Origin of the sequence: Mycolicibacterium insubricum (assembly GCF_010731615.1) — a bacterium.
Lineage (GTDB): Bacteria > Actinomycetota > Actinomycetes > Mycobacteriales > Mycobacteriaceae > Mycobacterium > Mycobacterium insubricum.
The window spans coordinates 1,222,801-1,248,520 of the sequence record NZ_AP022618.1; the positions used below are offsets into that span (position 1 = coordinate 1,222,801).

Annotated in this window: 30 protein-coding genes; 16 read left to right on the forward strand and 14 right to left on the reverse strand. The window is 70.9% G+C overall.

What is annotated here, in order from left to right; translation table 11 throughout:
• Positions 1–20 precede the first annotated feature (20 nt).
• Positions 21–329, forward strand: a complete 309-nt coding sequence (locus G6N16_RS05640) for a DUF4229 domain-containing protein (protein ID WP_165756850.1) — start codon at positions 21–23, stop codon at positions 327–329.
• On the opposite strand, the gene G6N16_RS05645 is transcribed toward G6N16_RS05640, so the two are convergent.
• From G6N16_RS05645 to G6N16_RS05655, 3 genes are read right to left on the reverse strand one after another with little or no spacing between them, the layout of a single operon-like run.
• Positions 326–1,201, reverse strand: coding sequence for a 1,4-dihydroxy-2-naphthoate polyprenyltransferase (locus tag G6N16_RS05645; RefSeq protein ID WP_083033843.1), 876 nt, complete (start codon positions 1,199–1,201; stop codon positions 326–328). The two genes, G6N16_RS05640 and G6N16_RS05645, sit on opposite strands and share 4 nt — an antisense overlap.
• Before the next feature lie 19 nt (positions 1,202–1,220).
• Positions 1,221–1,868 (reverse strand): DUF1345 domain-containing protein, encoded by a 648-nt coding sequence (locus G6N16_RS05650; protein WP_083033841.1) that lies wholly within the window; start codon positions 1,866–1,868, stop codon positions 1,221–1,223.
• A 30-nt stretch (positions 1,869–1,898) separates the two neighbouring features.
• Entirely contained in the window at positions 1,899–2,570 is a 672-nt protein-coding gene (locus G6N16_RS05655; protein WP_234806045.1) for an Rv2240c family protein, read from the reverse strand.
• A 349-nt stretch (positions 2,571–2,919) separates the two neighbouring features.
• Between G6N16_RS05655 and G6N16_RS05660 the strand changes: the two genes are divergently transcribed.
• The 3 genes from G6N16_RS05660 to G6N16_RS05670 are packed head-to-tail and all read left to right on the forward strand — an operon-like array spanning position 2,920 to position 5,023.
• On the forward strand, positions 2,920–3,660 hold the full coding sequence (locus tag G6N16_RS05660; protein ID WP_083033839.1) for an MspA family porin: 741 nt from the start codon (positions 2,920–2,922) through the stop codon (positions 3,658–3,660).
• A gap of 8 nt (positions 3,661–3,668) precedes the next feature.
• Positions 3,669–4,382, forward strand: a complete 714-nt coding sequence (locus G6N16_RS05665) for an MspA family porin (protein WP_083033849.1) — start codon at positions 3,669–3,671, stop codon at positions 4,380–4,382.
• Entirely contained in the window at positions 4,382–5,023 is a 642-nt protein-coding gene (locus tag G6N16_RS05670; protein ID WP_163787785.1) for a hypothetical protein, read from the forward strand. Before G6N16_RS05665 ends, G6N16_RS05670 begins: the two co-directional genes overlap by 1 nt.
• Here the strand turns inward: G6N16_RS05670 and G6N16_RS05675 are convergent.
• Both G6N16_RS05675 and G6N16_RS05680 read right to left on the reverse strand, forming a co-directional pair.
• The gene (locus G6N16_RS05675) at positions 5,020–6,294 is read right to left on the reverse strand and encodes an AMP-binding protein (protein WP_235674080.1); all 1,275 of its coding nucleotides are present in this window, start codon (positions 6,292–6,294) and stop codon (positions 5,020–5,022) included. The genes G6N16_RS05670 and G6N16_RS05675 overlap by 4 nt on opposite strands.
• The gene (locus tag G6N16_RS05680; RefSeq protein ID WP_083033925.1) at positions 6,291–6,605 is read right to left on the reverse strand and encodes a DUF3349 domain-containing protein; all 315 of its coding nucleotides are present in this window, start codon (positions 6,603–6,605) and stop codon (positions 6,291–6,293) included. The genes G6N16_RS05675 and G6N16_RS05680 overlap by 4 nt, the downstream gene beginning before the upstream one ends.
• A gap of 233 nt (positions 6,606–6,838) precedes the next feature.
• On the opposite strand from G6N16_RS05680, the gene G6N16_RS05685 reads away from it, so the two are divergent.
• From G6N16_RS05685 to G6N16_RS05695, 3 genes are read left to right on the forward strand one after another with little or no spacing between them, the layout of a single operon-like run.
• Positions 6,839–8,086 carry an inorganic phosphate transporter gene (locus tag G6N16_RS05685; RefSeq protein WP_083033910.1) on the forward strand — a complete coding sequence of 416 codons (1,248 nt, stop codon included), beginning with the start codon at positions 6,839–6,841 and terminating at the stop codon, positions 8,084–8,086.
• A 29-nt stretch (positions 8,087–8,115) separates the two neighbouring features.
• Positions 8,116–8,403 carry a hypothetical protein gene (locus tag G6N16_RS05690; RefSeq protein ID WP_083033912.1) on the forward strand — a complete coding sequence of 96 codons (288 nt, stop codon included), beginning with the start codon at positions 8,116–8,118 and terminating at the stop codon, positions 8,401–8,403.
• 10 nt (positions 8,404–8,413) lie between these two features.
• Entirely contained in the window at positions 8,414–8,719 is a 306-nt protein-coding gene (locus G6N16_RS05695) for a DUF3349 domain-containing protein (protein ID WP_083033914.1), read from the forward strand.
• Positions 8,720–8,832: 113 nt separating this feature from the next.
• Here the strand turns inward: G6N16_RS05695 and G6N16_RS05700 are convergent, their stop codons facing one another.
• The 3 genes from G6N16_RS05700 to G6N16_RS05710 are packed head-to-tail and all read right to left on the reverse strand — an operon-like array spanning position 8,833 to position 11,103.
• Positions 8,833–9,279: a VOC family protein gene (locus G6N16_RS05700; protein ID WP_083033916.1), complete on the reverse strand. Its 447-nt coding sequence runs from the start codon at positions 9,277–9,279 to the stop codon at positions 8,833–8,835.
• A 2-nt stretch (positions 9,280–9,281) separates the two neighbouring features.
• On the reverse strand, positions 9,282–10,154 hold the full coding sequence (locus G6N16_RS05705) for an SDR family oxidoreductase (RefSeq protein WP_083033918.1): 873 nt from the start codon (positions 10,152–10,154) through the stop codon (positions 9,282–9,284).
• Between the two features lie 22 nt (positions 10,155–10,176).
• A complete protein-coding gene (locus tag G6N16_RS05710) occupies positions 10,177–11,103 on the reverse strand; it encodes a 1,4-dihydroxy-2-naphthoyl-CoA synthase (protein WP_083033920.1) in 927 nt (308 codons plus the stop codon).
• 92 nt (positions 11,104–11,195) lie between these two features.
• On the opposite strand from G6N16_RS05710, the gene G6N16_RS05715 reads away from it, so the two are divergent.
• Positions 11,196–12,038 (forward strand): hypothetical protein, encoded by an 843-nt coding sequence (locus tag G6N16_RS05715; protein WP_163787700.1) that lies wholly within the window; start codon positions 11,196–11,198, stop codon positions 12,036–12,038.
• A gap of 14 nt (positions 12,039–12,052) precedes the next feature.
• Positions 12,053–12,613 (forward strand): hypothetical protein, encoded by a 561-nt coding sequence (locus tag G6N16_RS05720; RefSeq protein ID WP_133053003.1) that lies wholly within the window; start codon positions 12,053–12,055, stop codon positions 12,611–12,613.
• On the opposite strand, the gene G6N16_RS05725 is transcribed toward G6N16_RS05720, so the two are convergent.
• A complete protein-coding gene (locus G6N16_RS05725) occupies positions 12,600–13,064 on the reverse strand; it encodes a nitroreductase family deazaflavin-dependent oxidoreductase (RefSeq protein ID WP_083033296.1) in 465 nt (154 codons plus the stop codon). The genes G6N16_RS05720 and G6N16_RS05725 overlap by 14 nt on opposite strands.
• Before the next feature lie 69 nt (positions 13,065–13,133).
• Between G6N16_RS05725 and G6N16_RS05730 the strand changes: the two genes are divergently transcribed.
• Positions 13,134–13,781, forward strand: a complete 648-nt coding sequence (locus G6N16_RS05730) for a class I SAM-dependent methyltransferase (protein ID WP_083033315.1) — start codon at positions 13,134–13,136, stop codon at positions 13,779–13,781.
• Here G6N16_RS05730 and G6N16_RS05735 read toward each other — a convergent pair.
• Positions 13,760–14,467 carry a helix-turn-helix domain-containing protein gene (locus G6N16_RS05735; protein WP_083033298.1) on the reverse strand — a complete coding sequence of 236 codons (708 nt, stop codon included), beginning with the start codon at positions 14,465–14,467 and terminating at the stop codon, positions 13,760–13,762. The two genes, G6N16_RS05730 and G6N16_RS05735, sit on opposite strands and share 22 nt — an antisense overlap.
• On the reverse strand, positions 14,468–16,078 hold the full coding sequence (fadD8, locus tag G6N16_RS05740) for a fatty-acid--CoA ligase FadD8 (RefSeq protein WP_083033299.1): 1,611 nt from the start codon (positions 16,076–16,078) through the stop codon (positions 14,468–14,470).
• A 69-nt stretch (positions 16,079–16,147) separates the two neighbouring features.
• On the opposite strand from fadD8, the gene G6N16_RS05745 reads away from it, so the two are divergent.
• The 4 genes from G6N16_RS05745 (at position 16,148) to G6N16_RS05760 (ending at position 20,125) form a co-directional block, all read left to right on the forward strand.
• A complete protein-coding gene (locus G6N16_RS05745; protein WP_083033301.1) occupies positions 16,148–17,122 on the forward strand; it encodes an o-succinylbenzoate synthase in 975 nt (324 codons plus the stop codon).
• 5 nt (positions 17,123–17,127) lie between these two features.
• Positions 17,128–17,919, forward strand: a complete 792-nt coding sequence (locus tag G6N16_RS05750) for an alpha/beta fold hydrolase (RefSeq protein WP_083033316.1) — start codon at positions 17,128–17,130, stop codon at positions 17,917–17,919.
• A 5-nt stretch (positions 17,920–17,924) separates the two neighbouring features.
• Positions 17,925–19,562 carry a 2-succinyl-5-enolpyruvyl-6-hydroxy-3-cyclohexene-1-carboxylic-acid synthase gene (menD, locus tag G6N16_RS05755; RefSeq protein ID WP_083033318.1) on the forward strand — a complete coding sequence of 546 codons (1,638 nt, stop codon included), beginning with the start codon at positions 17,925–17,927 and terminating at the stop codon, positions 19,560–19,562.
• An 80-nt stretch (positions 19,563–19,642) separates the two neighbouring features.
• A complete protein-coding gene (locus tag G6N16_RS05760) occupies positions 19,643–20,125 on the forward strand; it encodes a DUF3592 domain-containing protein (protein ID WP_083033319.1) in 483 nt (160 codons plus the stop codon).
• Here G6N16_RS05760 and G6N16_RS05765 read toward each other — a convergent pair.
• Entirely contained in the window at positions 20,118–20,798 is a 681-nt protein-coding gene (locus G6N16_RS05765; protein ID WP_083033302.1) for a DsbA family protein, read from the reverse strand. The two genes, G6N16_RS05760 and G6N16_RS05765, sit on opposite strands and share 8 nt — an antisense overlap.
• A 97-nt stretch (positions 20,799–20,895) precedes the next feature.
• Between G6N16_RS05765 and G6N16_RS05770 the strand changes: the two genes are divergently transcribed.
• Complete coding sequence (locus G6N16_RS05770) at positions 20,896–22,053, forward strand: glycosyltransferase family 4 protein (protein ID WP_083033304.1); 1,158 nt, start codon at positions 20,896–20,898, stop codon at positions 22,051–22,053.
• Positions 22,050–22,736 carry a demethylmenaquinone methyltransferase gene (locus G6N16_RS05775; RefSeq protein WP_083033305.1) on the forward strand — a complete coding sequence of 229 codons (687 nt, stop codon included), beginning with the start codon at positions 22,050–22,052 and terminating at the stop codon, positions 22,734–22,736. The genes G6N16_RS05770 and G6N16_RS05775 overlap by 4 nt, the downstream gene beginning before the upstream one ends.
• Positions 22,737–22,787: 51 nt before the next feature.
• On the opposite strand, the gene G6N16_RS05780 is transcribed toward G6N16_RS05775, so the two are convergent.
• The gene (locus G6N16_RS05780; protein ID WP_083033307.1) at positions 22,788–24,461 is read right to left on the reverse strand and encodes a ribonuclease H-like domain-containing protein; all 1,674 of its coding nucleotides are present in this window, start codon (positions 24,459–24,461) and stop codon (positions 22,788–22,790) included.
• Positions 24,462–24,497: 36 nt separating this feature from the next.
• Positions 24,498–25,718 (reverse strand): menaquinone reductase MenJ, encoded by a 1,221-nt coding sequence (gene menJ, locus G6N16_RS05785; RefSeq protein WP_083033309.1) that lies wholly within the window; start codon positions 25,716–25,718, stop codon positions 24,498–24,500.
• Positions 25,719–25,720 lie beyond the last annotated feature (2 nt).

The window sequence follows — 25,720 nt, forward strand, 5'->3', positions numbered from 1 at the left end:
GCTCTCGGTAGGCTCATCACGTGGCAGAAGAGCGCCCGACGGGCCGACTGATCGTTGACATCCTCGTCTACACGGCGGCCCGGATCGTGCTGGTGGTAGCGGTGACGGCGGCCATCTACTACGGCGCGCTGCAGCTGGGCTTCCAGGTTCCGCTCGTCGTGGCCCTGCTGTTCGGGTTGATCATCGCGATGCCGCTGGGCATCTGGGTGCTGCGCGGGCTGCGGGAGCGGGTGACGGCCGGGATCGCCGTCGCCGACGAACGTCGCCGTCTGGACCGCGAGCGGCTGGCCAGCCGGCTGCGCGGCGAGGACGACGAGTCGGCGGCTTAGCCCCAGGGCGCCCACAGCGCCACGGCGACGATGATCGCCCAGCCCAGCATGGTCGCGCCGGTGCCCGCGAGCACCGGGATCAACGCGGCGCCGGTCGCCCCCCGATAGACCGGCCGGGCGGCGCGTAGTGCCAGCGGTGCCACGGCGAAGCCGGCCAGTGCCCACGGTGTGGCGGCGGCCAGCCCGGCGGTCGCCACGGCCGGCACCACCATCAGATTCAGATAGAGCCGACGGGTCCCGGTGTCGCCGAGGCGCACCGCGAGGGTGACCTTGCCGGCAGCGGTATCGGTCGGGATATCGCGCAGGTTGTTGGCCACCAGCACCGCGGCCGACAGAGAACCGATGGCCACCGCCAGCGCCAGCCCGACGACGTCCACCCGCAGCGCCTGGGTGTACTCGGTGCCGCAGACGGCCACCAGCCCGAAGAATACGAATACCGCGACCTCGCCGAATCCGGCGTAGCCGTATGGTTTTGAGCCGCCGGTGTAGAACCAGGCGGCGGCGATGCAGACGGCGCCGACGGCGATCAGCCACGGATTGCTGACCAACGCCAGCGCGATGCCGCAGATGCCGGCGACGGCCAGTGCGGTCACCGCCGCGGTCAGCACCGCCCGCGGTGACGCGAGCCCCGACCCGACCAGGCGCAGCGGACCGGTTCGGTCGTCGTCGGTGCCGCGGATGCCGTCGGAGTAGTCGTTGGCGTAGTTCACCCCGATGATCAACGCCAGCGAAACCGACAGTGCCAGCACCGCTTTCCACCATACGGCCGAATCGAGGAACGCTGCGGCCCCGGTGCCGGCCACCACCGGTGCGACGGCATTGGGCAGCGTCCGGGGGCGGGCGCCGGTGATCCATTGCGCGGGGGTGGCCATTGCGCAATCCTGTCACGGGTCAGTGCAGGTTGATCAACCCGGCGATCAGGTTGATGGTGATCCCCAGGATCACCACGCCCAGCACGAACGACACCATCGCCTGGGTCAGCACGGCCCGGCGCATGCTGCTGCTGCGCAGGTTGGTGTCGGCCACCTGATAGGTCATCCCGACGGTGAAGGCCAGATAGGCGAAATCGGAGTATGTGGGCTCGATGTCGGCCTGGTTGAAATCGATGGTGCGGTCGGGGAAGTACAGCCGGGCGTAGCGCAGGGTGAAGACCGTGTGCACGGTCAGCCAGGAGCCGATGACGCTGCCGATGCCGACGGCGGTGGCGGCGATATCGCCGCCGGCGGCCTGGGCGGCCAGCAGGTAGCCCACCCCGGCCAGGCTGGCGATCGCCGCCAGCACCACGATCAGTTCCACCATCCGCGGCGTGGAATCGTCGCGATCGTGGCGGGTGGCGTGCGCGCGGGCTTCTGCCGGGTCCATCGGGCCGATCAGCAGCCAGGTCCAGGCGAGGTAGATCGCCGCGGTGACCATCCAGCCGCCGGCCGGGGCGTACGGCCAGCCGACCGTCGCCGCGACCACCGCCGCGGCGAGCACACCGACGACGACGGCGGTGGCGAGCCGGATGATCGAAGGTCCGTCGGACAGGCGCACGGTCACGCCGTTCAGATTACGTACCGAGGGGTGAGATCAGGCGTGCGTGCCGGCCGCCGCGCAGGCCCACTGAACATCCTGGGCATCGGAGTTCATGTTGGTGGCGGTGGTGTTCAGCGAGTTACCGCCGCCGTGCAGCCCCATCAACAGCACCAGCTTGGTCGCGCGCAGCGACCAGGACCGCATCGGCGAGGAGATCGACGGGTCCAGACCGGGGGTGTTCGACGCTTCCATGGCGGAGCCGGCCGCCTGGCGCAGCGCAGTGCGCCCGGTCTGGTTCGAACTCACCACGGTGGGGTCGCGGTAGTCGACCGAGTTCCCGTCGCCGGCGGTGTTGTAGGCGAAGTCCTCGTAGTTCTGCGCGGCGTAGTTCAACGCGACGGAGAACATCTTGCAGGCGGTGACGGCCGGGACGGCTCCGCTGTCGGCGGCGGCGTCCGCGGCGGGGGCAGCGGCCGGATCGAGTGCTGGCGCAGCGTCGGCGGGAGGGGCGGCCGGACCCGGCGCCGGGGTGCTTTCGGCGGGCGCAGATGCCGCGACCGGAGTCGCCGCCACCGGTTCGGTGGCGGCGGGCGGCGCGGCGCCGGGCTGGCCGGTGGCCGACTCAGCCGGCACGGCTGGTTCGACATCGGCGACGGTGACGGGTGCAGAGGCCAGCGCAAAACCGGTGGCCAGCAGCGCGGCGAGGGCGCGACGGGGTCGCATCATCGGGACGGGTTCCTTTCCTCGGCCGCACCGAGCGCGCACCGACATGGGAGTGAGTGTGCGCAAAGCGGCTCAGCATCGCATGATCGGCGGGCGATATGTCCGAACGGTAAACGCCGCGCCAACAGCGTGTCGGCGATTGGAATCAGCGTGATTTCAGTGCGCGCCCGGTAAACCGCATTGTGCGCCAATGGCTTTTAGCTCAGATAACAGAAATTGCGGCAGCTCATGTCAGTTTCGGGCGACAGGCGAAGAGTTGTTTCGAGGTTTACCTTTTCGACACCTGATTGCTCAAGTATTCCCCGGGAACGGCCCCGTCGGGGTCGCGCAGATTCGAGAGGCGTCAACTTTCATGATGCAGCGTATTGCCGCCGTGGCAGCCACGGTGCTGCTGGTGCCGCTGGTCGCGGCCACGCCGGCGCTGGCCGACCCGGCGCCGGACGTGCAGCCGGTCGCCAACTCCGACGCCCCCGCGCCCGAGGGCGCGGTACCACCGCCCGGCGGCCCGGCCGGCCCGGTGCCATCGGCCCCGCCCGGGACGCTGGTCACCCCGGACGGCTGGACCCTGAACGTAGTCGGGAAGGAGGAGTCGATGGAGCCGGTGGCCTCGCTCACCGGCGCCCCGACCTCGCGGGAGTACATCGTCGACGGCACCTTCACCGGTGAGGTGACCGGCAAGGGCAGCACCGAGCTGGGCGGCGGAACGCTGGAGGCCGGCTACCAGATCGGTTGCGGCATCATCCAGGACGACATCGAGTCCATCACCACCGCGGGCATCACGCCGTTCATCTCCTCGCCCATCCACCTGTTTCCGACGCCGAGCCTGGATCAGCGTGGCTTTTTCCCGGCCGGCATCGCCGGCGCCGTCACCCAGCAGATCAAGATCGACCTCAAGCCCGGAACGGTGAACATCGTTCCGGTGGGCAAGAAGTCGTTCAAGGGCACCAAGCCGCGCATCTCGATCACTGGCTTCCGGATCAAGATCGACGGTTGCGCCGGCCAGTCGTTCGTCCGATCGTATGCCACCCTGACCAGCTCCACCGACAACACCGATGACGTGATCACGTATCTCGGTGTGACCAAGGCCGTGTGAGGAAGCCCATCATGAAAACATTCGCAACGATCGCCGCCACCGGCCTGCTGATGGCCGTCGCCGCGGCCCCGTGCGCAATTGCCGACCCGAGTCCGGACGCGGCGCCCGCCGATCCGGCTGCCGCCGTCGAGCCGGTCGCCGATGCCGGGCCGCCGCCGGACACCGGTGTGGTGGCCTCCGGACCCGACGGAGTGGCCCACACCCCCGACGGCCGCACCCTGACCGTACGGGCCAAGGACGAGACCCAGCTGCCCATCGCGCCGCTGACCACCTCGCTGTCTTCCCGGGAATGGCTGGTCGGGGCGACCTTCACCGGCGAGGGCATGGACAGCGTCAAGGGTGGCACGCTGGAGGTCGGCTACCAGATCGGCTGCGGCATCGAGATGGACAAGGTCAAGCTCAACGGCTCGATCGGTCTGGGCACCGGTAACTTCGCCTACGACCCCACGATCGCCGACCCGACCGGCCGGCTCGGCACCGTCTTCACCATGCCCATCCAGGGGCAGATCGAGGTCGAGCCCCGCCCCGGCACCATCACCAGCGTGATCGTCGACAAGAAGTCGTTCAAGGGCAACAAGACCCGCGTCACGGTGCGCGACATCCACATCAAGATCGACAACTGCGTCGGCGCCTCGACCCTGCGGTCTTACGCGGTGCTGACCAGTTCGGGCACCGACGCCGACGACATCGTCGCCTACTACGGCGTCGCGAAGACCTTCTGATGATTCGGAAGGTGCTGGCCGCCGGACTGCTGACCGGTGTGGCGCTGGCCGGCGCGGCCACCGCCGCCGCGGACCCCGATCCGGCGGCTCCGGTGGTCGATGCCCAGGCGCCGGCCGCCCCGGATGCACCCGCTCCGGATGCACCGGCGGCACCGGGCCTGACCGAGCACCCGGGCACGCGCAGCGGCAACGGCCTGACGGATGCGTTCAGTCACCCTTATGAGCTGCAACTCGGCCAGGCGCCGTCGAATGCCATCGGGTATGACCCGAGCCTCAACAACCCGCTGTCGCAGAGCGATTTCCTCAACCCCAAGCGCTATCGGGTACCCGGTGCTGAGGCGGACAACCAGTACGCACTGCAGCCCGGTGTCGACGGCCCGTTCGCCCGGGTCGACGGGCTGAAGGGCACCCACGCCATGCTGCACGGCGCGCTGGGCCGGATGCCGCACGAGCAGATGTCGCAGCCGCTGCCCGGCACCGCCCCCCCGCCCGGCACCAATATCCCGGTCGGCGAGCTCGGCAACCTCGACGATCCCGAGGCCGCAACCGTCCCGGTGTACGGCACGGCGCCCGCCCCGGCGGGATCCGCCCCGCGGCTGGCCCAGCCCGCCCCGCCCGTCGAAGACGCTCCCGCTCCCTAGCGGGAGAATCGCCGGGCCAGCCCGCGGCGATCCGGTTTCCCGACGCCGAGCCGCGGGAGTTCGGTGACCACGTGCACTTCCCGCGGCGCGGCGGTCACCGGCAGCCGTTGCGCCACCCGGTGTCTCAACGCGGCCAGGGTCGGCGCCGTCGCACCGGCGGCGAGGGTGATCGCCGCGACCACCCGTTGGCCCAGCCGCTCGTCGGGCACCCCGAATACGACGGCCTCGGCCACGGCCGGGTCTTCGTTCAGCGCGGCCTCGACCACCTGCGGCAGCACCTTCAGCCCACCGGTGGCGATGGCGTCGTCGACCCGACCCAGCACCCGCAGTCGTCCGGTTGCGTCGAGTTCGCCGAGGTCGTCGGTGCGAAACCAGCCGGGTTCGGCGAACGGGTCAGGCGCCGAATCGATGCGGCGGTTCCCGCTTCGACTCCGCTCCGCAAGCTCCGCGGAGCCTCGCGAAACCGCTGAATCGATGCGGCGGTTCCCGCTTCGACTCCGCTCCGCAAGCTCCGCGGAGCCTCGCGAAACCGCCGGCGGATTGCGGTAGCCCGACGCCAACGTCGGCCCCCCCAGGTGGATCCGGCCGTCGTCGAGGCGCAGGCCGACCCCGGCCAGCGGCACGCCGTCGTACACGCAGCCGCCGGCGGTCTCGCTCATTCCGTAGGTTCGGACCACGTTGATCCCGATGGCTGCGGCCCGTTCCAGCAGTGCGGCCGGCGCCGGGCCACCGCCGAGCAGCACCGCGTCGAGTTCGGCCAGGGCGGCGGCCGCGCCCGGATCCTCCAGCGCCGTCGCCAGCTGATTGCTGACCAGCGAGGTGTAGCGCCGGCCGGGGCCGAGTGCGGCGACCGCCCCCGGCAGTGCCGCCGGGTCGAAACCGGGGGTCCGGATGCGCACCGGGGTGGTGCCGGCGGCCAGCGCCCGGATCAGCACCTGCAGCCCGGCGATGTGGGTCGCCGGCAGTGCCAGCAACCAGTTGCCGGGACCGCCCAGGCGTTCGTGGGTGGCGGCCGCCGCGGCCAGCAGCGCGTCGGCGCTCAGCTGGGCGCCCTTGGGGGAGCCGGTGCTCCCGGAAGTGGGCACCACCAGCGCGATTCGCCCGTCGATGGGTTCGCCGACCCGCAGCGCCGCCGCCGTCTGCCGGCTGTGTTCGTCGGTACCGGCCAGCGGCAACAGCGCGTCATCGGCTCCGGCCAGCACCCCGGCCAGCCGGTCCAGCAGCGCCGCGTCGGTCAGTTCGGCCGGCAACAGCGCCCGCAGGACGGCTATTCGAGGTTCCCGTCGACCGAGCTGTTGTGCGGTTCGTCGAGCGGCCAGCCGCGGGCGATCAGCCGCTCCCGGACCCGCTCCACGTCGACCGGGTCGGGCAGGTCGTCGATGACGGCCAGGATCTCACTGCCGATGTCGATGTCGTCGAATTCCCCGGGCCGCGAAGCCAACTGCTCGGCGATGAACTTGACCTCTTCGACGGTGAGCTGGCGGCGCAGCAATGCGAACAGCGGCAGGTAGTCGTTGCGGGGCACGCCGTCGGGATAACCGGCCCGAAGCCACGCCACCACCCTGTTCAGAAAATCGTTCATGCGGATCACCTCCCGAGCTGGCCCCTCCGGCAAGGGCCGGAAGCGGGCCGGACGCAACCGATGCTAGTCCTATTCCGGGTGCTGTGACCTGCCGGAATAGGCCAACCTGGGCCTCCGTGAAGATGAATAACAGATGAACTCCTTCCGCGCCTGGGCAAACCCGCTCCTCAGGGGCTTAACAGGGTTTGCCATCAGCTAGGCAAATCGGGGCCCTTACCCGCAGAATTGCAGCCATGAGCGCAGAGATGATCATTCTGGTGCTGTTGATCGCCACGGCGTTGGCGTTCGACTTCACCAACGGCTTCCACGACACCGGGAATGCCATGGCCACCTCCATCGCCACGGGGGCGCTCAAGCCCAAGGTCGCGGTGCTGCTCGCCGGGGTGCTGAATCTGGTCGGTGCCTTCCTCTCCGTCGAGGTGGCCGTCACCGTCACCACGTCGGTGCTCAAGGTGCAGGACGGCAAGACCGGGCACCTGGTCGAGGGCATCGACGCCTCGATGGGCCTGACCATCATCTTCGCCGGCCTGATCGGCGGCATCCTGTGGAACCTGCTCACCTGGCTGTTCGGCATTCCGTCCAGCTCGTCGCACGCGCTGTTCGGCGGCCTCATCGGCGCCGGCCTGGCGGCGCTGGGCATGTCCGGGGTCAACTGGCCCGGCGTCATGCAGAAGGTGATCATCCCGGCGCTGGCGGCGCCGCTGATCGCCGGCATCGTGGCCGCCTGCGGCACCTGGTTGGTGTACCGGCTGACCCGGACCGTCATCAAGAAGCGCCGGGAAGAGGGCTTCCGCTGGGGTCAGATCGCCACCGCGTCGCTGGTGGCGCTGTCCCACGGCACCAACGACGCGCAGAAGACGATGGGTGTCATTGCGCTCGCGCTGATCACTACCGGACACCTCACCGGCGACGTCAAGAACGACGGCCTGCCGATCTGGATCATCACCAGCTGCGCCCTGGCCATCGGCCTGGGCACCTACATCGGCGGGTGGCGGGTCATCCGCACCCTCGGCAAGGGCCTGGTCGAGATCGAGTCGCCGCAGGGTCTGGCCGCCGAGGCGTCCTCGGCAGCCATCATCCTGAGCTCCAGCGCCGCCGGCATGGCGCTGTCCACCACCCACGTCGCCACCGGGTCGATCCTGGGCAGCGGCGTCGGCAAGCCCGGCGCGCAGGTGCGTTGGGCGGTCGCCGGCCGGATGGCCGTCGCCTGGCTGGTCACCCTGCCCGCCGCCGCGCTGGTCGGTGCGCTGTCCTTCTGGCTGTCCAGCGCGATCAAGGATGTGACCAACTCCGATCTGGCCGGCGACGGGGTCATCTTCGTCCTGCTGGTCGCGCTGTCGGGCTACATGTGGTGGCGTGCGCAGCAGCAGAAGGTCGACCACAGCAACGTCAACGCCGACTGGGACGAGTCCACCAACTCCGTGGTGCCCGCCGAAGTCCGGGGTGCCGCTGCCACCGACGCCACCAAGACCGCCGTCTGAGACGTCGGGCAACCGAAGGAACTGTGATAATGGCTTATTTCGAGAGCATTCTTCGCGTGTTGCTGGTGGGCCTGGTCCTGGGTGCGGGTCTGCCCGCGCTGTTCGCCATCGGCCTGACCGCCTTCTCCCGCGGGGCCGGCGACATGAACGCCGACGGCACCTCGCAGGCCGCCAACCCCGCGCTGAAGTTTCTGGGGCTGTTGCTGTTCGGCTTTGTCAGCTTCATCATCCTCATCGCGATCCTATGGATCACCCGCTCCACGATCATGCACCATTTCCACATCGATCCTTTCTTCGGCTTCGGCCTGAAGAAGTAGGGACCCGGACATGACTGAGCACAATCCGCTCGACGAGGTTCTGGGCTGGCTGCACCAGGGCTACCCGCAGGGCGTCCCGCCCAAGGACTACTTCCCGCTGCTGGCACTGCTCAAGCGCAGTCTGACCGAGGACGAGGTGGTCCAGGCCGCCCGGGAGGTGCTCGGCGAGGCCGTCGACCAGCCCGCGGTCACCACCGGCGAGATCCGCCAGGCCATCGAGCGGGTCACCGAGAAAGAGCCCAGCGTCGAAGAGGTGCACCAGGTCGCGGCGCGGCTGGCCTCGGTCGGCTGGCCGCTGGCAGCTCCCGCGCGCTGATCAGACTTTGGGCGCGGGGCAGGTCTATTGCGGCGGTCCCAGCTTCCCCTCGGCTCCGCCGGCACTCACTGCGCTCGCGCCACCTCCGCCGAGCCTCGCTGAACCGCCCAGGCCTATTGCGGCGGTCCCAGCTTCCCCTCGGCTCCGCCGGCACTCGCTGCGCTCGCGCCACCTCCGCCGAGCCTCGCTGAACCGCCGCGCAGCGGATGCGTGGCGGGCACCTCGACGAAGATGAGCTCCATCCCGTCGGGATCGACGGCGTGCAGCTCGATCAGTCCCCAGGGTTCGGTCTGGGCCTCCCGGGTGATCGGCACGCGCGCGTCGCGCAACTGCTCTGCGGCGGCCGCGATATCGCGGACCTGAAGCCACAGCACCGTTCCCACCGGTCGCTGCACCGGGTCTCCGTGACCGGCCAGCTCGATCAATGACCCGCCGGCGAAAAAGACTGTGCCGCCCGGATATTCGCGGGCGACCGGCAACTTCAACTGCTCGGCGTAGAACCGCAACGACAGTGCGTAGTCCGTCGGTCGCAGCAGGATCCGGGTGCTCAGGATCTCCACGGCTACTCCGGCATGGGGGTGGGCTGGATCCACTGGTTGCGGAGCACCTCGGTGACCAGCGACGGCGAGGCGACGTCGAAGGCCCGCATGGTGACCGCCATCCGCGGCGCGATGCGGATCGGTCGGGTGCGCGCGGCGGTCAGCATCCAGTCGGCGGCCTCGGCGGCGGACAGCGCGGGCAGGTCGTCGTAGGCGCGGGTCGGGGAGATCATCGGGGTCGCGACCAGCGGGTAGTAGAGGCCCGTGCAGTGCACGCCCCTGGCGGTCCATTCGGTGTCGGCGACCCGGCTCACCGAGGCCAGTGCGGACTTGCTGGCGTTGTAGGCCCCGAACAGCGGTGCGGCCTCGTTCATCACGCCCCAGGTCAGCACGTTGATGATGTGACCGTCGCCGCGCTCCAGCATCCCCGGGACGAAGCCTCGCATCAGCCGCATGGGTGCGTAGTAGTTCACCGCCATGGTGCGTTCGACGTCGTGCCAGCGTTCCAGTGACTCGGCCAGCGGCCGGCGGATCGAGCGGCCCGCGTTGTTCACCAGAATGTCAACGGCACCAACCTCTTCCACCAGTGCGTCGACGGCATCCATATCGGTGACGTCGCAGACGGCGGTGCGTATCTCGCCGCCGGCGGCGCCGATGCGGGTGGCCAGCTCGTCGAGCAGATCCCCGCGCCGGGCCACCGCGATGACCTCGGCGCCGGCCGCGGCGAACTTCTCGGTCGCCGCCGCGCCGATGCCCGACGACGCCCCGGTCAGCAGTACCTTCTTGCCGCGCAGCTCGACATCGGGCCGGCCTAGCCGGGGCAGTCCCAGCGGTGGCCGCATGGCGGCCGTGATGAACGTGTCGGTGAGGCGGCGGCGCAGTGATTTCCCTGCCATGGTGTGGGCCTCCTGTAGGGGGTTAGAAGTAGCGGGGGAAGGTGTCGAAGTTCGGGTCGCGCTTCTGTAGGAACGCGTCGCGGCCCTCGACGGCCTCGTCGGTCATGTACGCGAGCCGGGTCGCCTCGCCGGCGAACAGCTGCTGGCCGACCAGGCCGTCGTCGAGCAGGTTGAAGGCGTACTTCAACATCCGTTGTGCCTGTGGGGATTTGCCGTTGATGGCCTGGGCCCACTCCAGCGCGACGGTTTCCAGGTCGGCGTGGTCGACGACCTCGTTGACCGCACCCATGTGGTGCATCTGCTCGCCCGAGTAGGCGCGGCCCAGGAAGAAGATCTCGCGGGCGAACTTCTGCCCGACCTGGCGGGCCAGGTAGGCGCTGCCGTAGCCGCCGTCGAAGCTGCCGACGTCGGCGTCGGTCTGCTTGAACCGTGCGTGCTCGCGACTGGCCAGGGTCAGATCGCACACCACATGCAGGCTGTGCCCGCCGCCGGCCGCCCAGCCGTTGACCAGAGCGATCACCGGCTTGGGCATGAACCGGATCAGGCGCTGCACCTCCAGGATGTGCAGCCGCCCCGCCCGGGCGATATCCACGGTGTCGGCGGTCTCACCGGAGGCGTACTGGTAGCCGCTGCGGCCGCGGATCCGCTGGTCGCCGCCGGAACAGAACGCCCAGCCGCCGTCCTTGGGCGACGGCCCGTTGCCGGTGAGCAGCACCACCCCGACATCCGGGCTCATCCGCGCGTGGTCGAGCGTCCGGTACAACTCATCGACGGTGTGCGGCCGGAACGCATTGCGAACCTCGGGCCGGTCGAAGGCCACCCGGACCGTCGGCTGCGGACGCCCGTCGATGACGTGCCGGTGGTAGGTGATGTCGGTCAGGTCCGCGAACTGCGAGTCGATGTTTGCGACCGGCTCCCAGAGCGTGGGATCGAAGGGGTTGTTGCTCACGGGTTCCCACGCTAGACCTTTGCCGACACCCGGAGCGACGACGGTCGCCGTGTTAGTTTCGCTGCATTGCGCGTCCGGTGAGGGGAGCAGCGGTGACAGATCCGTATCAGCAGTGGGGGCAGGGTATGCCCGCCGGGCAGTACCCGGGCACCCCGGGCGCTCCGATGGCCTCGGGCCCACCCCCGGCGCAGGCCCCGGGCTGGGCCGGATACCCGGGCCAGCAGCCGCCCCGCGGCTCGGGCCTGGATCTGGGCCGGATCGGCGCGGCGATCCTCGCCGTCGCCGGCCTGGTGGTGCTGTTCGGTTCGCTGGCGTCGCTGTACTCGGTGACGGTGACCCCCTCGGCGCTGGACGTGAAGAACAACGACGCACCGACGGGCGCGGTCAAGGTGGCCATCGGGTTCTACGACATGGTGCCGTTCGCGCCGCCCATCGTCGCCCAGGCGATTCCGGTGCTGATGCTGCTGGCTGCTCTGACGGCGCTGCCGGTGGCCCTCGGGTCCGCCAGGGCAACCGTGCTGCCCGCGGTGTGCTCCGGCGCGGCCACGCTGCTCGGGCTGGTGCTGGCGATCAGCAACCCGCTGCCGTCGGTGCAGCTCTCCGGTGAGATGGCCACCGAACTGTCCAAGGAGACCGGCGGGCAGACCATCGACAAGATGGTCGACGCGGTGGTGTCGATCTCCCCGGGCGCGGGGTTGATCGTCGCGATCATCTTCTCGCTGCTGGCCTGGGTGGTCGGCGTCTGGCTGATGATGCGCCGCGATCCGGCCGCAGCACCGCCCGCGCCCGCCGCACCCGGCTACCCGGCCCCTCCGGGGTACCCGGCCGCTCCGGCGTACCCAGCGCCCCCGGCCGCCCCCGGCTACGCCGCACCGCCGAGCGCCCCCGCCGCCCCGGGGATGCCGCCCGGCGTCGGCGGCCAGTGGTCGTCGTGACTCCGACCACCACGATGACGCGCGTAATCGGAGCGGCGGCCGGACTGATCGCCCTGCTCGGGCTGGCGGCGACCTTCCTGCCCATGTGGACCGTGGCCATACAGTCCAGCGACATGATTGCCGGTGGTCGTGAACTGCGCGAACTGGGCATCGCCCCGATGAGCGCGGACGTCCGGCTGAAGGTCGGGTTCTACGACTGGTTCGTCTCGTCGCAGCCCGCGGTCGCCGTACTGCCGCTGGCGCTGGCGATCGCCGCCGGGATCGGCCTGACCGCGTTGGCCGCCGGCGTTGACCGCCGGTTGTGGGCCGGGGCCGGCCTGACCGCGCTGGCCGCACTGGTGATCGTGATGATGACGGCGATCCAGCCGGAGTCCCGCCACGAGGTGACCGGCCGGCTCGCCGATGAGATCAGCCTGGACAACAGCTACCTGAACCAGGCCAGCCAGGTTGCCGTCACCGTGGGACCGGGGTTGATCGGTGCGGGCATCGCGGCGCTGATGGTGGCCGTGCTGGCCGGCTGGCAGTACTTCGCGGCCGGCTGGGGGCGCCCGCAGCCCGGATTCAGCCCGCGGTAGCCGGATCCAGTCGGAAGACCGCGCAGGTACCGGTCAGCTTTTCGAACTCGTCGGGCGTGCCCTCGGTGACCAGGCCGGCGTTGCGGATGAACCCGACGCCGGTGGGCACCAGCACCGGGAACTGCCGCAGCAGCGGCCGGGCCTGCGCCGGGGTCATTTCCACCATCCGGACCTGCTGCTTGTGCCGGCCCTGGGCCAGCGTCGCGTCCGGGTTCACCCGGGCGTTGCGCACCCAGTCCGCGCCCGGGAAGCCGCCGACGACGTAGCGTTGCCCGTCGACGGTCATCGGGGTGACCGGGGTGGAGCGCGGTTGGCCGGATTTTCGGCCGGTAACCGTCAGGACGACGGGCCCGCTTCTGCCGCCCACCGGGATGCCGAGGCGCAGCACCCCCATGAAGACCTTGTTCATCGGTTTCAGCCACCACGGTGGCCGGATGGATTCGGCTGCCATTGCACCGAGGATAGCCCCGCGAGCGAATTGTTCAAGACGCCCGCTGCGCACACCGGCGAGACTGCCGTCATGACCGAACCCGACTTCACCCCCGCGCTGGGCCGCCTCGCCCCGGCACGCTTCTTCGACGCCGTGGTCGCACTGACCCGGGAACGGCTGTGGCGCGCACTGACCGCCGCCTACGCAGCGCCGCGCCCCGGCGAGGTGATCGTCGACGTCGGCTGCGGCACCGGAACGCTGGCGTTGCAGCTGAAGCGCGTCGCTCCGGCAGCGACCGTCATCGGGGTGGACCCCGACCCCGACGTGCTCGCGGTAGCCCGGACGAAGGTGGGCGCACCCGGCGTGCACTGGCGGGCCGGCATGGGGGATCGGCTGGTGGAGCTGCTCGGCGCCTCCTCGGCGGACACCGTGGTGTCCAGCCTGGTACTGCACCAGTGCCCGATCCCGATGAAAGAGGCGATCCTCGCCGCGATGTACGACGTGCTGCGCCCGGGCGGCCGGCTGGTCATCGCCGACTTCGGACTGCAACGAACATGGTTGATGCGCAACCTGTTTCGTATCGTTCAACTGGCCGACGGGAAGACCGACACCCAACCCAACGCCGACGGCGTACTGCCCGAACTGATGCGGGCCGCCGGCTTCCCGGAGGTCCGCGAGGCCGAGGTGGTGCCCACCGTCAACGGCACCATCTCGATCTACGTCGCGGTGAAAGGCTGAGCGCCGAGATTGGCCAGCAGCGGCGCGACGGCCGCGGGTGTCAGCCCCATCATGTCGCGCATCTGCCTGCTCAGGTGCGCCTGGTCGGAGAAACCGGCCGTTACCGCGGCGTCGGCGACCGACGCGCCGTCCCGCATCGCTTCGGCGGCCCGGCGCAGCCGCGACCACACCCGCCACCGGGCCAGCGGCATGCCCAGCTGGCCGCGCGCCAGCGCCCGCAGTCGTTGTGGTGAAAGATCAACGGCTGCAGCGATATCCGGTATCGCCGCACTGCGGTTGCGTAACAGATCCAAAGCGCTGATCAACCGCGGATCCAGCTGTGACGACGCGGTGGCGCCGACTGCCGCGATGTCCTGCTCGCGCAGCGCGCCCAACTCTGGCGCGGGGTTGATCCCGCTGTCGTAGCGGGTGCGCAGGGTGTCGGCGAACGCGCATTGCGGATCGACGTAGTAGGTCAGCAGGTCGGGGGAGGCCTCGATGCGGTGCGGGGCCATCGGGGCCACCAGCAGGGTCGGAGCCCGGTAGCGGATCCCCGTCGGGCCGGCCATGGCGACCTCGCCTTCGATCGCGATGGCGATCTGAAAGGCGCCGTGCCGGTGGATCGGTCCGTCCGTGACCGGCCCGCGGTACACCGCGTACCCGTCCCGCACGGCGAACCGGGGAGGGGTGGGCGCCGTGTCGTGCACTCAACCGATGCTACGGCCGGCACCTTCCCAGAACCGTGCCCGCACCGCCTTCTTGTCCGGCTTGCCCAGGCCGGTCAACGGCAGCGCATCGACCACCACGATCTGCTTGGGCACCTGCACCGAGCCCTTGCGTTCCTTGACCGCCGCCTGGATCTCCGCCGACATCGCTGCGATCGAGGCCTCATCGGTGCCGGCGTCGGGCCGCAGCACGACCACCGCCGTGACGGTCTCGCCCCACTTGTGGTCGGGGGCGCCGACCACGCACACCTGGGCGACCGAAGGATGCTCGGCCACAACGTCTTCCACCTCGCGCGGGTACACGTTGAACCCGCCGGTGACAATCATGTCCTTGACCCGGTCGACGATGAACCAGAAGCCGTCGGAGTCCTCGCGGGCCATGTCGCCGGTGTGCAGCCAGCCACCGGAGAACGTCTTGGCGGTCTCTTCGGGCAGCTTCCAGTAGCCACCGGCCAGCAGTGGCCCGGACACGCACACCTCGCCGACCTCACCGCGCGGCACCGGGTTGCCGTCGGGGTCCAGCAGTGCGCAGCGGGCGAACAGCGTCGGGCGCCCGCACGAACTCAGCCGCAGGTCGTCGTGCTCGTCTTTGGCCAGGTAGCTGATCGCCATCGGCGCCTCGGACTGGCCGTAGTTCTGCGCGAAGATCTTTCCGAACCGGGAGATCGCCTCGGCCAGGCGCACCGGGTTGATAGCCGAGGCGCCGTAGTACACCGTCTGCAACGACGACAGGTCCCGGGTGCGTGAATCGGGATGATCCATCAGGGCGTAGAGCATCGCCGGGACCACGAACGTCGCGGTAATCCGGTGCTCCTCGATGTAGCGCAGCGCCTCGCCCGGGTCGAAGCGCGCCATCACGTGCATCTCGCCGCCCTTGACCAGGGTGGGCAGGAAATACGCCGCCCCGGCGTGCGACAGCGGGGTCAGCATCAGGAACTTCGGGTGCTCCGGCCATTCCCATTCGGCGAGCTGAATCGTCGTCATGGTGGTGGTGGCCTGCGTCGTCATCATGACGCCCTTGGGCTTGCCGGTGGTGCCGCCGGTGTAGGACAGGCCGTTGACGTAGTCCGGGGCGAGGTTGGCCGCCTCCAGCGGGCGCGGTTGGTACTTGTCGGCCTCGGCGGTCAGGTCGACCACCCGCGCCCCGGTGGCCGCCAGTTCCGGGGGCACCGGGCCGATGGTCAGCACCTGGCGCAACGCCGGCACCTTGCCCAGCAGGCCGATCGCCCGCTCGGTGAACGCCGGGTTCGGGTCGATGATCAAGCTGGTGGCCCCGGAATCGGCCAGCACGTAGGCGTGGTCGTCGAGCGAGCCCAGCGGATGCAGGGCCAGCCGCCGGTAGCCGCGAGTCTGGCCGGCGCTGGTGATCATCAGCACCTCGGGGCGGTTCAGCGACAGCAACCCGGACACCTCGCCGGATCCGGCGCCCAGGGCTTCGAAGGCCTGGGTGTACTGGCTGATCTTGTCGGCCATCTGGCCACCGGTCAGGGTGGTGTCGCCCAGGTGCAGCACCGGGGTGTCGCGGTGGCGTTTGAGGGCACCGATCAGCAGGTGGCCGGAGTGGACGGGGTGGCGCAGCAGGTCGTCGGGCACACAAGCAGACTAGAACGTGTTCCAGTTTTCGTACAGGTGCCCGCGGCTACGGGTGCCTACCATCGAGGCATGCACCTCCCGGACCTCGACGACCTGCTGGACCGGGTGCACGTGGTGTCCCTGCCCATGCGGGTCCGGTTCCGTGGCGTCACCGTGCGCGAGGTCGCGCTGATCGACGGGCCCGCCGGGTGGGGCGAGTTCGGCGCCTTCGCCGAATACGCCGCGCCCGAGGCCGCGCACTGGCTGGCGGCGGGCGTCGAGGCCGCCTACCGGCCCCTGCCGCCGGTCCGGCGTGACCGCATCGCCATCAACGCAACCGTCCCCGCGGTACCGCCCGAACAGGTGCCCGCGGTACTGGCGAGGTTCCCCGGTGCCCGTACCGCCAAGGTGAAGGTCGCCGAACCCGGTCAGACCCTGGCCGACGACGTCGCCCGGGTCGGCGCCGTGCGCGCACAGATCCCGACGGTCCGGGTCGACGCAAACGGCGGTTGGACCGTCGAGCAGGCCGTCGCGGCGGCCGCCGCGCTGACCGCCGACGGACCGCTGGAATACCTGGAACAACCCTGCGCGACGGTCGCCGAGCTCGCCGAACTGCGTCGTCGCACCGACGTCCCGGTCGCCGCCGACGAATCCATCCGCAAGGCCGACGACCCGCTGCGGGTGGTCCGCGCCGGCGCCGCCGACGTCGCGGTGCTCAAGGTCGCCCCGCTGGGCGGGGTCGGCCCGCTGCTGCGCATCGCCGATCAGGTGAATGTGCCCGTCGTCATCTCCAGCGCCCTGGACTCGGCCGTCGGCATCGGCATCGGGCTCGCCGCCGCCGCCGCGCTGCCGCAGTTGACCCACGCCTGCGGCCTGGGCACCGGCCGGCTGTTCGTCGAGGACGTCGCCGACACCCCGGACCCCGTCGACGGTTTCCTGCCGGTGAACCGGGCGGCGCCGGACCCGGACCGGCTCACCGCACTGGCCGCCCCGCCCGACCGTCGGGACTGGTGGCTGGACCGGATCCGGGAGTGCCACGGGCTGTTGGATAGCGTGGCACGGTGACCAACCTGGCCTACCACGACGGCGGCACCGGCGACCCGGTGCTGTTCATCGCCGGGCGCGGCGGCGCCGGGCGCACCTGGCACCTGCACCAGACGCCCGAATTCCGCCGGCACGGCTACCGCGTCATCACCTTCGACAACCGCGGTATCGGCGCCACCGCCAACGCCGAGGCGTTCGACATCAACACCATGGTCGCCGACACCGCCGAGCTGATCGACACCCTCGTCGGCGGCCCGGTGCGCATCGTGGCCGTGTCGATGGGCTCCTATATCGCGCAGGAACTCATGCTGGCCCGCCCCGAGCTGGTCACCCAGGCCGTGCTGATGGCCACCCGCGGCCGGCCGGACCGGATGCGCGAGATCGGTGCCGTCGCCGAGCGGGCGATGATCGACTCCGGCGTGAAGCTGCCGGTGGAGTACGAGGCCCGCAACCGCATGCTGGAGAACTTCTCTCCGAAGACCCTGTGCGACGACCGGGCGGCCTCCGACTGGTTCGACATGTTCACCATGTGGCCCGCCGAGAACACCCCCGGCGTGCGCGCCCAGCTGCACGTCTCACCGGAGACCAACCGGCTCGCCGCCTACCGGGCGATCACCGCCGAGGTCCTGGTCATCGGTTTCTCCCACGACGTCCTGCTGCCGCCGGCGCTGAGCGCCGAGGTCGCCGCGGCCATCCCCCGGGGCAGCTACCTGGAGATCCCCGACACCGGCCACCTCGGCTTCATCGAGGCCCCGGGCCCGGTCAACGCCGCCATGCTCGAGTTCTTCGGCGGCCCCGGGTCGCTCAAGCTGGTGTGACGAGCGTGAATTCCTCGACGGCACAGGCGCAGATCGTCGTCGACGAACTGATCCGCGGTGGTGTGCGCGACGTGGTGCTGTGCCCCGGCTCGCGCAACGCCCCGCTGGCGTTCGCGCTGTCCGACGCGGACGCCGACGGGCGGCTGCGGCTGCACGTGCGCATCGACGAGCGCACCGCCGGCTACCTGGCCATCGGGCTGGCCGTCTCCGCCGGATCCCCGGTCTGCGTCGCGATGACGTCGGGCACCGCGGTCGCCAACCTCGGTCCCGCCGTGCTGGAGGCCAACTACGCGCGGGTGCCGCTGATCGTGCTGAGCGCCAACCGGCCGTACGAGCTGCTGGGCACCGGCGCCAACCAGACCATGGAACAGTTCGGCTACTTCGGCACCCAGCTGCGGGCGGCGATCAGCCTCGGGCTGGCCCCGCAGACCGGCGAATCCGCCCCCATCGAGGCGCTCAACGCGCAGTGGCGCTCGGCGACCTGCCGGGTGCTGGCGGCGGCCACCGGATCCCGCACCGCCAACGCCGGCCCGGTCCAGTTCGACATCCCGCTGCGCGAGCCCCTGGTGCCCGACGACGACGAGGCGCAACCCCCGGCCGGGCGCCCCGACCGCCGGCCGTGGACCTACACCCCGCCGGTCAGCTTCGACCAGCCGCTGGACATCGACCTGACGCCGGACACCGTCGTCATCGCCGGGCACGGAGCGGGGGTGCACCCGAACCTGGCCGCCCTGCCGACCGTCGCCGAACCGACCGCGCCGGTGCCGGCCAACCCGCTGCACCCGTTGGCGCTGCCGCTGCTGAACCCCGAACAGGTCATCATGATCGGCCGGCCCACCCTGCACCGACCGGTGTCGACGCTGCTGGCCGACCCCGCGGTGCCGGTGTACGCGCTGACCACCGGACCGCGCTGGCCCGACGTGTCCGGAAACTCGATGGCCACCGGCACCCGCGCGGTCACCCACGGTCACCCCGATCCGGCGTGGCTTCACCGCTGCGCCGAACTGCACCGGCGCACCGTCGACACCGTGCGCGACGAGCTGCGCCGAAACCCGGCGACCACCGGCCTGCACGTGGCGGCCGTCGTCGCCGACACCCTCGGGCCGGGCGACCAGCTGGTGCTCGGGGCCTCCAACCCGGTCCGCGACATCGCCCTGGCCGGCGGGGTGGCCGACGGGGTCCGGGTGCGCTCCAACCGCGGCGTCGCCGGCATCGACGGCACCGTGTCGACGGCCGTCGGCGCGGCACTGGCCCACGACGGGCACACCGTCGCGCTCATCGGCGACCTCACCTTCCTGCACGACGCCGGCGGCCTGCTGATCGGGCCCACCGAACCGGTCCCGCAGCGGCTGACCCTGGTGGTGTCCAACGACAACGGCGGCGGCATCTTCGAACTGCTCGAACAGGGCGACCCGCGGTTCTCCGACGTGTCCTCGCGGGTGTTCGGCACCCCGCACGACACCGACATCGCCGCGCTGTGCCGCGGCTACCGCGTCGAACACCGCAGCGTCGACGTCGCCGATCTCGGCGCTGCGCTGACCGCGGAGTTCACCGGGATGCGGGTGCTCGAAGTCACGGCCGACCGCGCGCCGCTGCGCGGATTGCACGCCGGGATCCGGGCCGCACTGCGAGCCGCCGGGTGAGCTGGTTGAGCCGGTTCGGCGCGGTGCTGCGGCTGGCCGGGATCTCGGCGGCCGGCGTCGTCCTGGCACTGTGGGCGGCGATGCTGCACGGCCCCGGCGGGCAGGTGTCACACACCCGCTCCGGACGCATCATCCGGCGCGTGCGCATCGGCGTGCTGATCGCCACCGCGCTGATCACCCTGCAGGCGGTGCTGCTGGTGGCCGGTGCCTGGCGCAACGACAAGCAGATCGAGGGCAATATGGGGGTGGCCGCCGCCGAGGTGCTCGACGCCGGGCCGCGCCGCTCCACCATCGCCTTCGTCACCCCGGACCGGGTCACCTACCGCCCCGAGCTGGGCGTGCTGTACCCCTCGGAACTCGACACCGGGATGCGGATCTACGTCGAATACGACCGCGACGACCCGAACCTGGTGCGGGTGCAGCACCGTGACGCCCGACTGGCGATCATCCCGGCCGGCTCGATCATCCTGCTGGCCTGGCTGGTGGCCGGTGCGTTGCTGATCGGGCTGGCGGTGCTGGAGATCCGGCTGGACCACCGCCGCGCGGTCAACGCCGTCAGGTGACGGCGTGGGTGAACAGCCGGTCGAACCAGTCGTCGTCATCGATGTCGATCACCTTGCCGGTCGCCTGATTGATCACCGTCGGCGTGGCGCCGGTCGCCGCGATCAGCGCCTCGCGGTTCTGCTTCGACATCGTCGCGACGTCGACGCCGCCGGCCCCGGAACCGATCCGCGCGACGACGGCGTCGGGCAACCCCGCCTCCCGCGCGATGTCGGCGAAATCGGAATTGCGGTAGTCGTCGCCGGCCACATCCTGGTTGTCCATCAGACCCTCCAGGTACAACTGGAATCCGACGGCGGTGACATCGGCGCCCGTCCCGGCCAGGAACAGCGTGTTGGCGACGGTCGCCGAGTAGCCGTCGGCCTTGTCCAGGTCCAGGAAAGTCACCGGGCGGTAGGTGATGGCCAGCGCCCCCATGGCCAGCTTGCTGCGGAAATCGGGGCCGTAGTCCGCCTCGAACGCCGCGCACGCCGGGCACTGCGGTTCGACGAAGATCTCCAGCTGCACGGCGGCGTCGGCCAGGCCCACCCGGATGCCGAACCCGTCGGCGGACACCGCCACCCCCGGTGGCGGGGCGGCTTTCGGTGTGCCCGCGACGGCATGTGAACAGCCGGTCAGCAGGAACAGGACTGCGCAGAGGGCCAGTAGCGGCCATCGGGGCCGGGGCATGCGCATCCCGACACGCTACCGCCGCCCGGTGATCGACGCCCGTTGGTGTCGGCGCCGGCCGGGCGTAACCCGGTGGTCACCGCGGGGTGTCACCGTAGAGCTCGTGCGCGTCGCCATCGTGGCCGAGAGTTTCCTGCCCAACGTCAACGGCGTGACCAATTCCGTGCTCCGGGTGCTCGAACACCTGCGGGCAGGTGGGCATGAGGCGCTGGTCATCGCCCCGGACACCCCGCGCGGTGAGGATCCCGCCCCGCGCCTGCACGACGGCGTCCGGGTGCACCGGGCACCGGCGTTGATGTTCCCCGGAGTGACCTCGCTGCCGCTGGGCGTCCCGCTGCCGCGGCTGGTGCGGGTGCTGCGCGGGTTCGACCCCGACGTCGTGCACCTGGCCTCGCCGGCCTCGCTCGGCATGGGTGGGGTGTTGGCGGCTCGGCGGGTCGGCGTCCCCACCGTCGCGGTGTTCCAGACCGACGTCGCCGGTTTCGCCGCCAGCTACGGGATGCCGGCGGCTTCCAGGGCGGCCTGGGCCTGGGCCCGACGGTTGCACTCGATGGCCGACCGTACCCTCGCGCCGTCCACGGCGACCATGGAAGCCCTTGCCGTCCAACGAATCCCGCGGGTGCACCAGTGGGCCCGCGGAGTCGACATCACCGGGTTCGCGCCGTCGGCCCGCAGCGAGGAACTGCGCCGGCGATGGTCGCCCCAGGGACTGCCGATCGTCGGGTTCGTCGGCCGGTTGGCCCCGGAGAAACACGTCGAACGTCTCGCGGTGCTGGATCGGATGCCGGGGGTCCAGGTGGTGGTGGTCGGCGACGGGGTGGACCGCGCGAAGCTGGAACGCACGCTGCCGTCGGCGGTGTTCACCGGGGCGCTGTACGGCCCGGAGCTCGCGCAGGCATACGCCAGCATGGACGTCTTCGTGCACACCGGCGAACACGAGACGTTCTGCCAGGCCGTGCAGGAGGCGATGGCGTCCGGACTGCCGGTCGTCGCCCCCGACCAGGGCGGCCCGCGTGATCTGGTCACCCCGATGCAGACCGGGCTGCTTTTGGGCGTCGCCGAATTCGAGGCGCAGCTGCCCGCCTCCGTCGGCCACCTGCTGGCCGAACGGCGCCGCTACGCCGTCGCCGCGCGGCGCTCGGTGCTGCACCGCACCTGGCCGGCGATCTGCGAGGAACTGCTCGGGCACTACCGGGCGGTGGCCCGCACGCCGATGCGCGGTCCCGGACCGAGCCCGCAGGCGCTAACGTCGTCGGGGTGAATCGCGCGACGCTGGACAAGGACCCCCATGAGGTGGCATCGATGTTCGACGCCGTCGCACGGCGGTACGACCTGACCAACACCGTGTTGTCCCTGGGGCAGGACCGGCACTGGCGGCGCGCGACCCGCTCCGCCCTGCAGATCGGGCCGGGGGACCGGGTGCTGGACCTGGCCGCGGGCACCGCGGTGTCCACCGTCGAGCTCGGCCGGTCCGGGGCGTGGTGTGTGGCCGCCGACTTCTCGGTGGGCATGCTGGCCGCCGGCGCGTCGCGGGCGGTGCCCAAGGTCGGCGCCGACGCCACCCGGCTGCCGTTCGCCGACGAGACCTTCGACGCGGTGACCATCAGCTTCGGGCTGCGCAACGTCGTCGACCACACGCTCGGGCTGGCCGAAATGGCCCGTGTCACCAAACCCGGCGGGCGGCTGGTGGTGTGCGAGTTCTCCACCCCGGTCATCCCGGTGTTCGCCACGGTGTACAAGGAGTACCTGATGCGGGCGCTGCCGGCGGTGGCCACGGCCGTCTCCAGCAACCCGGAGGCCTATGTGTACCTCGCCGAGTCCATCCGGGCCTGGCCGGATCAGCCGACGCTGGCCGCCCAGATCGCCGAGGCCGGTTGGTCCCGGGTGCGCTGGCGCAACCTCACCGGCGGCATCGTCGCCCTGCACGCCGCCCGCAAGGACTAGATCCGGCCACCGCTTCGCCGACCGTCGCGCTCGTCGCCCAGCCGACGGTGCTCAATGGCGCGTCTGGTGTCCTCGCGCTTCGCGCTCGTCGCCCAGCCGACGCAACCCATCCCTGATGGCGGCCTGGGCCGCGACGTCGTCCTCGTTGTAGCGCAGGCACCACGCGCGCGCGGCCTCGGCGGCCGGGCCGGTGCCGCGGGCCTCCTCGATGCGCAACTGCGACGTCAGTCCGCCGGCGTCCTCGGTGCCCCAGTCGAAACCCAGCAGCGGCGCCACCGCCTTGATCGACGACGAACCCCGGGCGAAGAACTCCCGGTTGAACCAGGCCATCAGGTCCACGCTCACCCCGGACAGGGCCGCGGCCACCCGCGGGAACCGGGCGGACTGGGTGAGCTCCACCGAACTCCAGTGAAAAACCTTCAGGCTCTTGCCATCCCGATCCGCATCAGCGCGCAGCCGGGTCAGCCGGTCGGCCATCTCGTCGGCCAGGGCGGCCTCGGCGGCATCGTCGAGCGGCGCAAAGCTCATCACCGGTTGGTAGCGGGCCGTCGCATCGTCGTGGCCGTCGCGGATTCGCAACCCCCACTGGTAGATCCGATTGTCGAGATCCCATTCGATGTCGAAATCGACCTCGACGTCGGCCGACGGAATCACCGGCCACTTGCCGCCGACGGGTTCGAAATCGGTGCCCGACAACGTCATCGAGGCGCGCCGCACGGCACTGGCCAGCCGCGCTCTGGGATCCCTGGTTCCGATCGACTGCGCCCGGAAGTCCGCGGCGCACCCGTCGACGTCGACGGCCGCCAACTGGGCGACGCTGAGGGTATGACCGTCGCCGGCCGTGGCATACAGGTGGCGCCACTCGCGGTCGTTGAGGTGACCGGTCAGCAGAGCGAACGACGCATCGTCGGGGCCGGCGACCTGCGCGCAGTGCTCCAGCCACGGGCATTCGTTGCATTCGCCGATCCGCAGCGGCCGAACCAACTCGTCGCCGCGGCGGGCGGCCGCCGCGACCTGCAACCGGAACCCGAACTCGTCGTCGTAGCGATTCAGCATGGAGCCGGTGGCGTCCAGCGGGTCGGCCAGCCGGTGCCAGACGATGCCGAGGGGATCGCCGAGCAGCTCACCCAGGTCGGTGGTGCCCACCACGCCGCCGACCAGGAGCTCCGGATCGCCGGCGCCGGCGTGGTGGCCGAGTTCCTGCAGCATCCGCGTGTAGTGCGCCAGCTGCATCCCGTCGCGCCGACGTTTGTCGGCGTCGGCCTTGAATCCGGCGATGTCCCGCCAGTCCACCGGATCGGCCAGCGTCGACACCGCCACACCGCTCTTGCTCTTGCCCGGGCGCGGCGAAGTCAGCGTCTTGTGGCCCTTGATCTCCACCGGCAGATACCCGTGGAAGCAACGGACCAGCGCGTCGGGCGCCCCGGAGCGGCCGTTGACGTCGGGCAACCGGCCCCCGGCGATCACCGGCACGCCCCGGTTCATCGCCGCCACCGTCTGGGCGGTCGCCACCTGCGGGCCCACCTCGCGATCGATCACCAGCAGTCCGTCATAGCACCGGCCCCACGCCGCGAGGACGTCGTCCTGGAACTGCAGGCCGCGGTCGAACCGCGCTTGCAGCGCGGCATCCGGGGGACCGAGCTTCGGTGCCCCCGGATCGAAGTCGTTGTGGGTGCGACGGGCGCAGCGCTGCGCCGGATAGCCCCCCAGGAAGATCTCCGCCATGACCCGGTCAACACTACGGCCGAGTGCCTGTTGCCCCTAGTGGAACGGTTTGCGGCGGTCGCCCAACCGTGAGCCCGCCCCGGCGATCCGCCACAGCCGGGCCACCGCGTCGGCGTCTTCGTCGGTCACCAGGTTGCCCATCACCCGCACCGCGATTTTCATCATCCGCGGTGACCGCAGACCCAGCGGGCCGGCCAGCGGCAGGAACCGGGGCACCGTCAACAGCAGGCCCAACCGTCGGGCCACCGAGAAGCCACGCCCGTAGTGGCGTGCCAGGGTGTCCGGCCACGCGGCTGAAACATCTTCCGTGCCAAGCAGTTCCGCGGCCATCCGGCCCGACTCCAACCCGTAGTCGATGCCCTCGCCGTTGAGCGGGTTGATGCATGCCGCCGCATCACCGATCAGCATCCAGTTCGGCCCGGCCACCCCGGACACCGCGCCGCCCATCGGCAGCAGCGCCGAGGCCACCGCCCGCGGGGAGCCCTGGAAACCCCAGTCTTCGCGGCGCAGGTAGGTGTAGTGCTCCATCAGCGGCCGCAGCGCGATGTCGGCCGGACGCCGGGCGGTGGCCAGCGCGCCGACGCCGATGTTCACCTCGCCGTTGCCCAGCGGGAAGATCCAACCGTAGCCGGGCAGCACCGAGCCGTCGACGGACCGCAGCTCCAGATCGGAGGAGATCCATGGCTCGTCGTGGCGGGGCGAGGCCAGGTAGCCGCGCGCGGCCACCCCGTAGACCGTCTCGCGGTGCCAGGTCCGGCCCAGCACCCGGCCCAGCGTGGAACGCGCACCATCGGCGACGATCAGCCGTCGGCATCCGATCCGCGACCCGTCGGCCAGCAGCACCGCGCGCAACCGCCCGGCCCCGTCGTACTCGACGTCGACGGCCTTGGCGCCCAGCCGCATGGCCGCCCCGTCCTTCTCGGCGACGCTGCGGATGGTGTCGTCGAGTTCGGTTCGCGGCACCGCCGAGCTGGTCGACGGGAACCCCGGCCCCGGCCACGGCACCTCGACGGCCGAACCGAAGCCGCGCAACCGCAGCCCGGTGTGGCTGATGTGCCGGCCGAGCCAGTCGCCCAGCCCCAACAGGCGCAGTTCGGCCACCGCGCGCGGAGTGAGACCATCGCCACAGGTCTTGTCCCGCGGGAACTCGGCGGCGTCGATGACCAGCACGTCACGGCCCGCGCGGGCCGCCCAGGCGGCAGCCGCGGATCCTGCCGGTCCGGCGCCGACCACTGCCACCTCGACGTCGGTGTCCATGG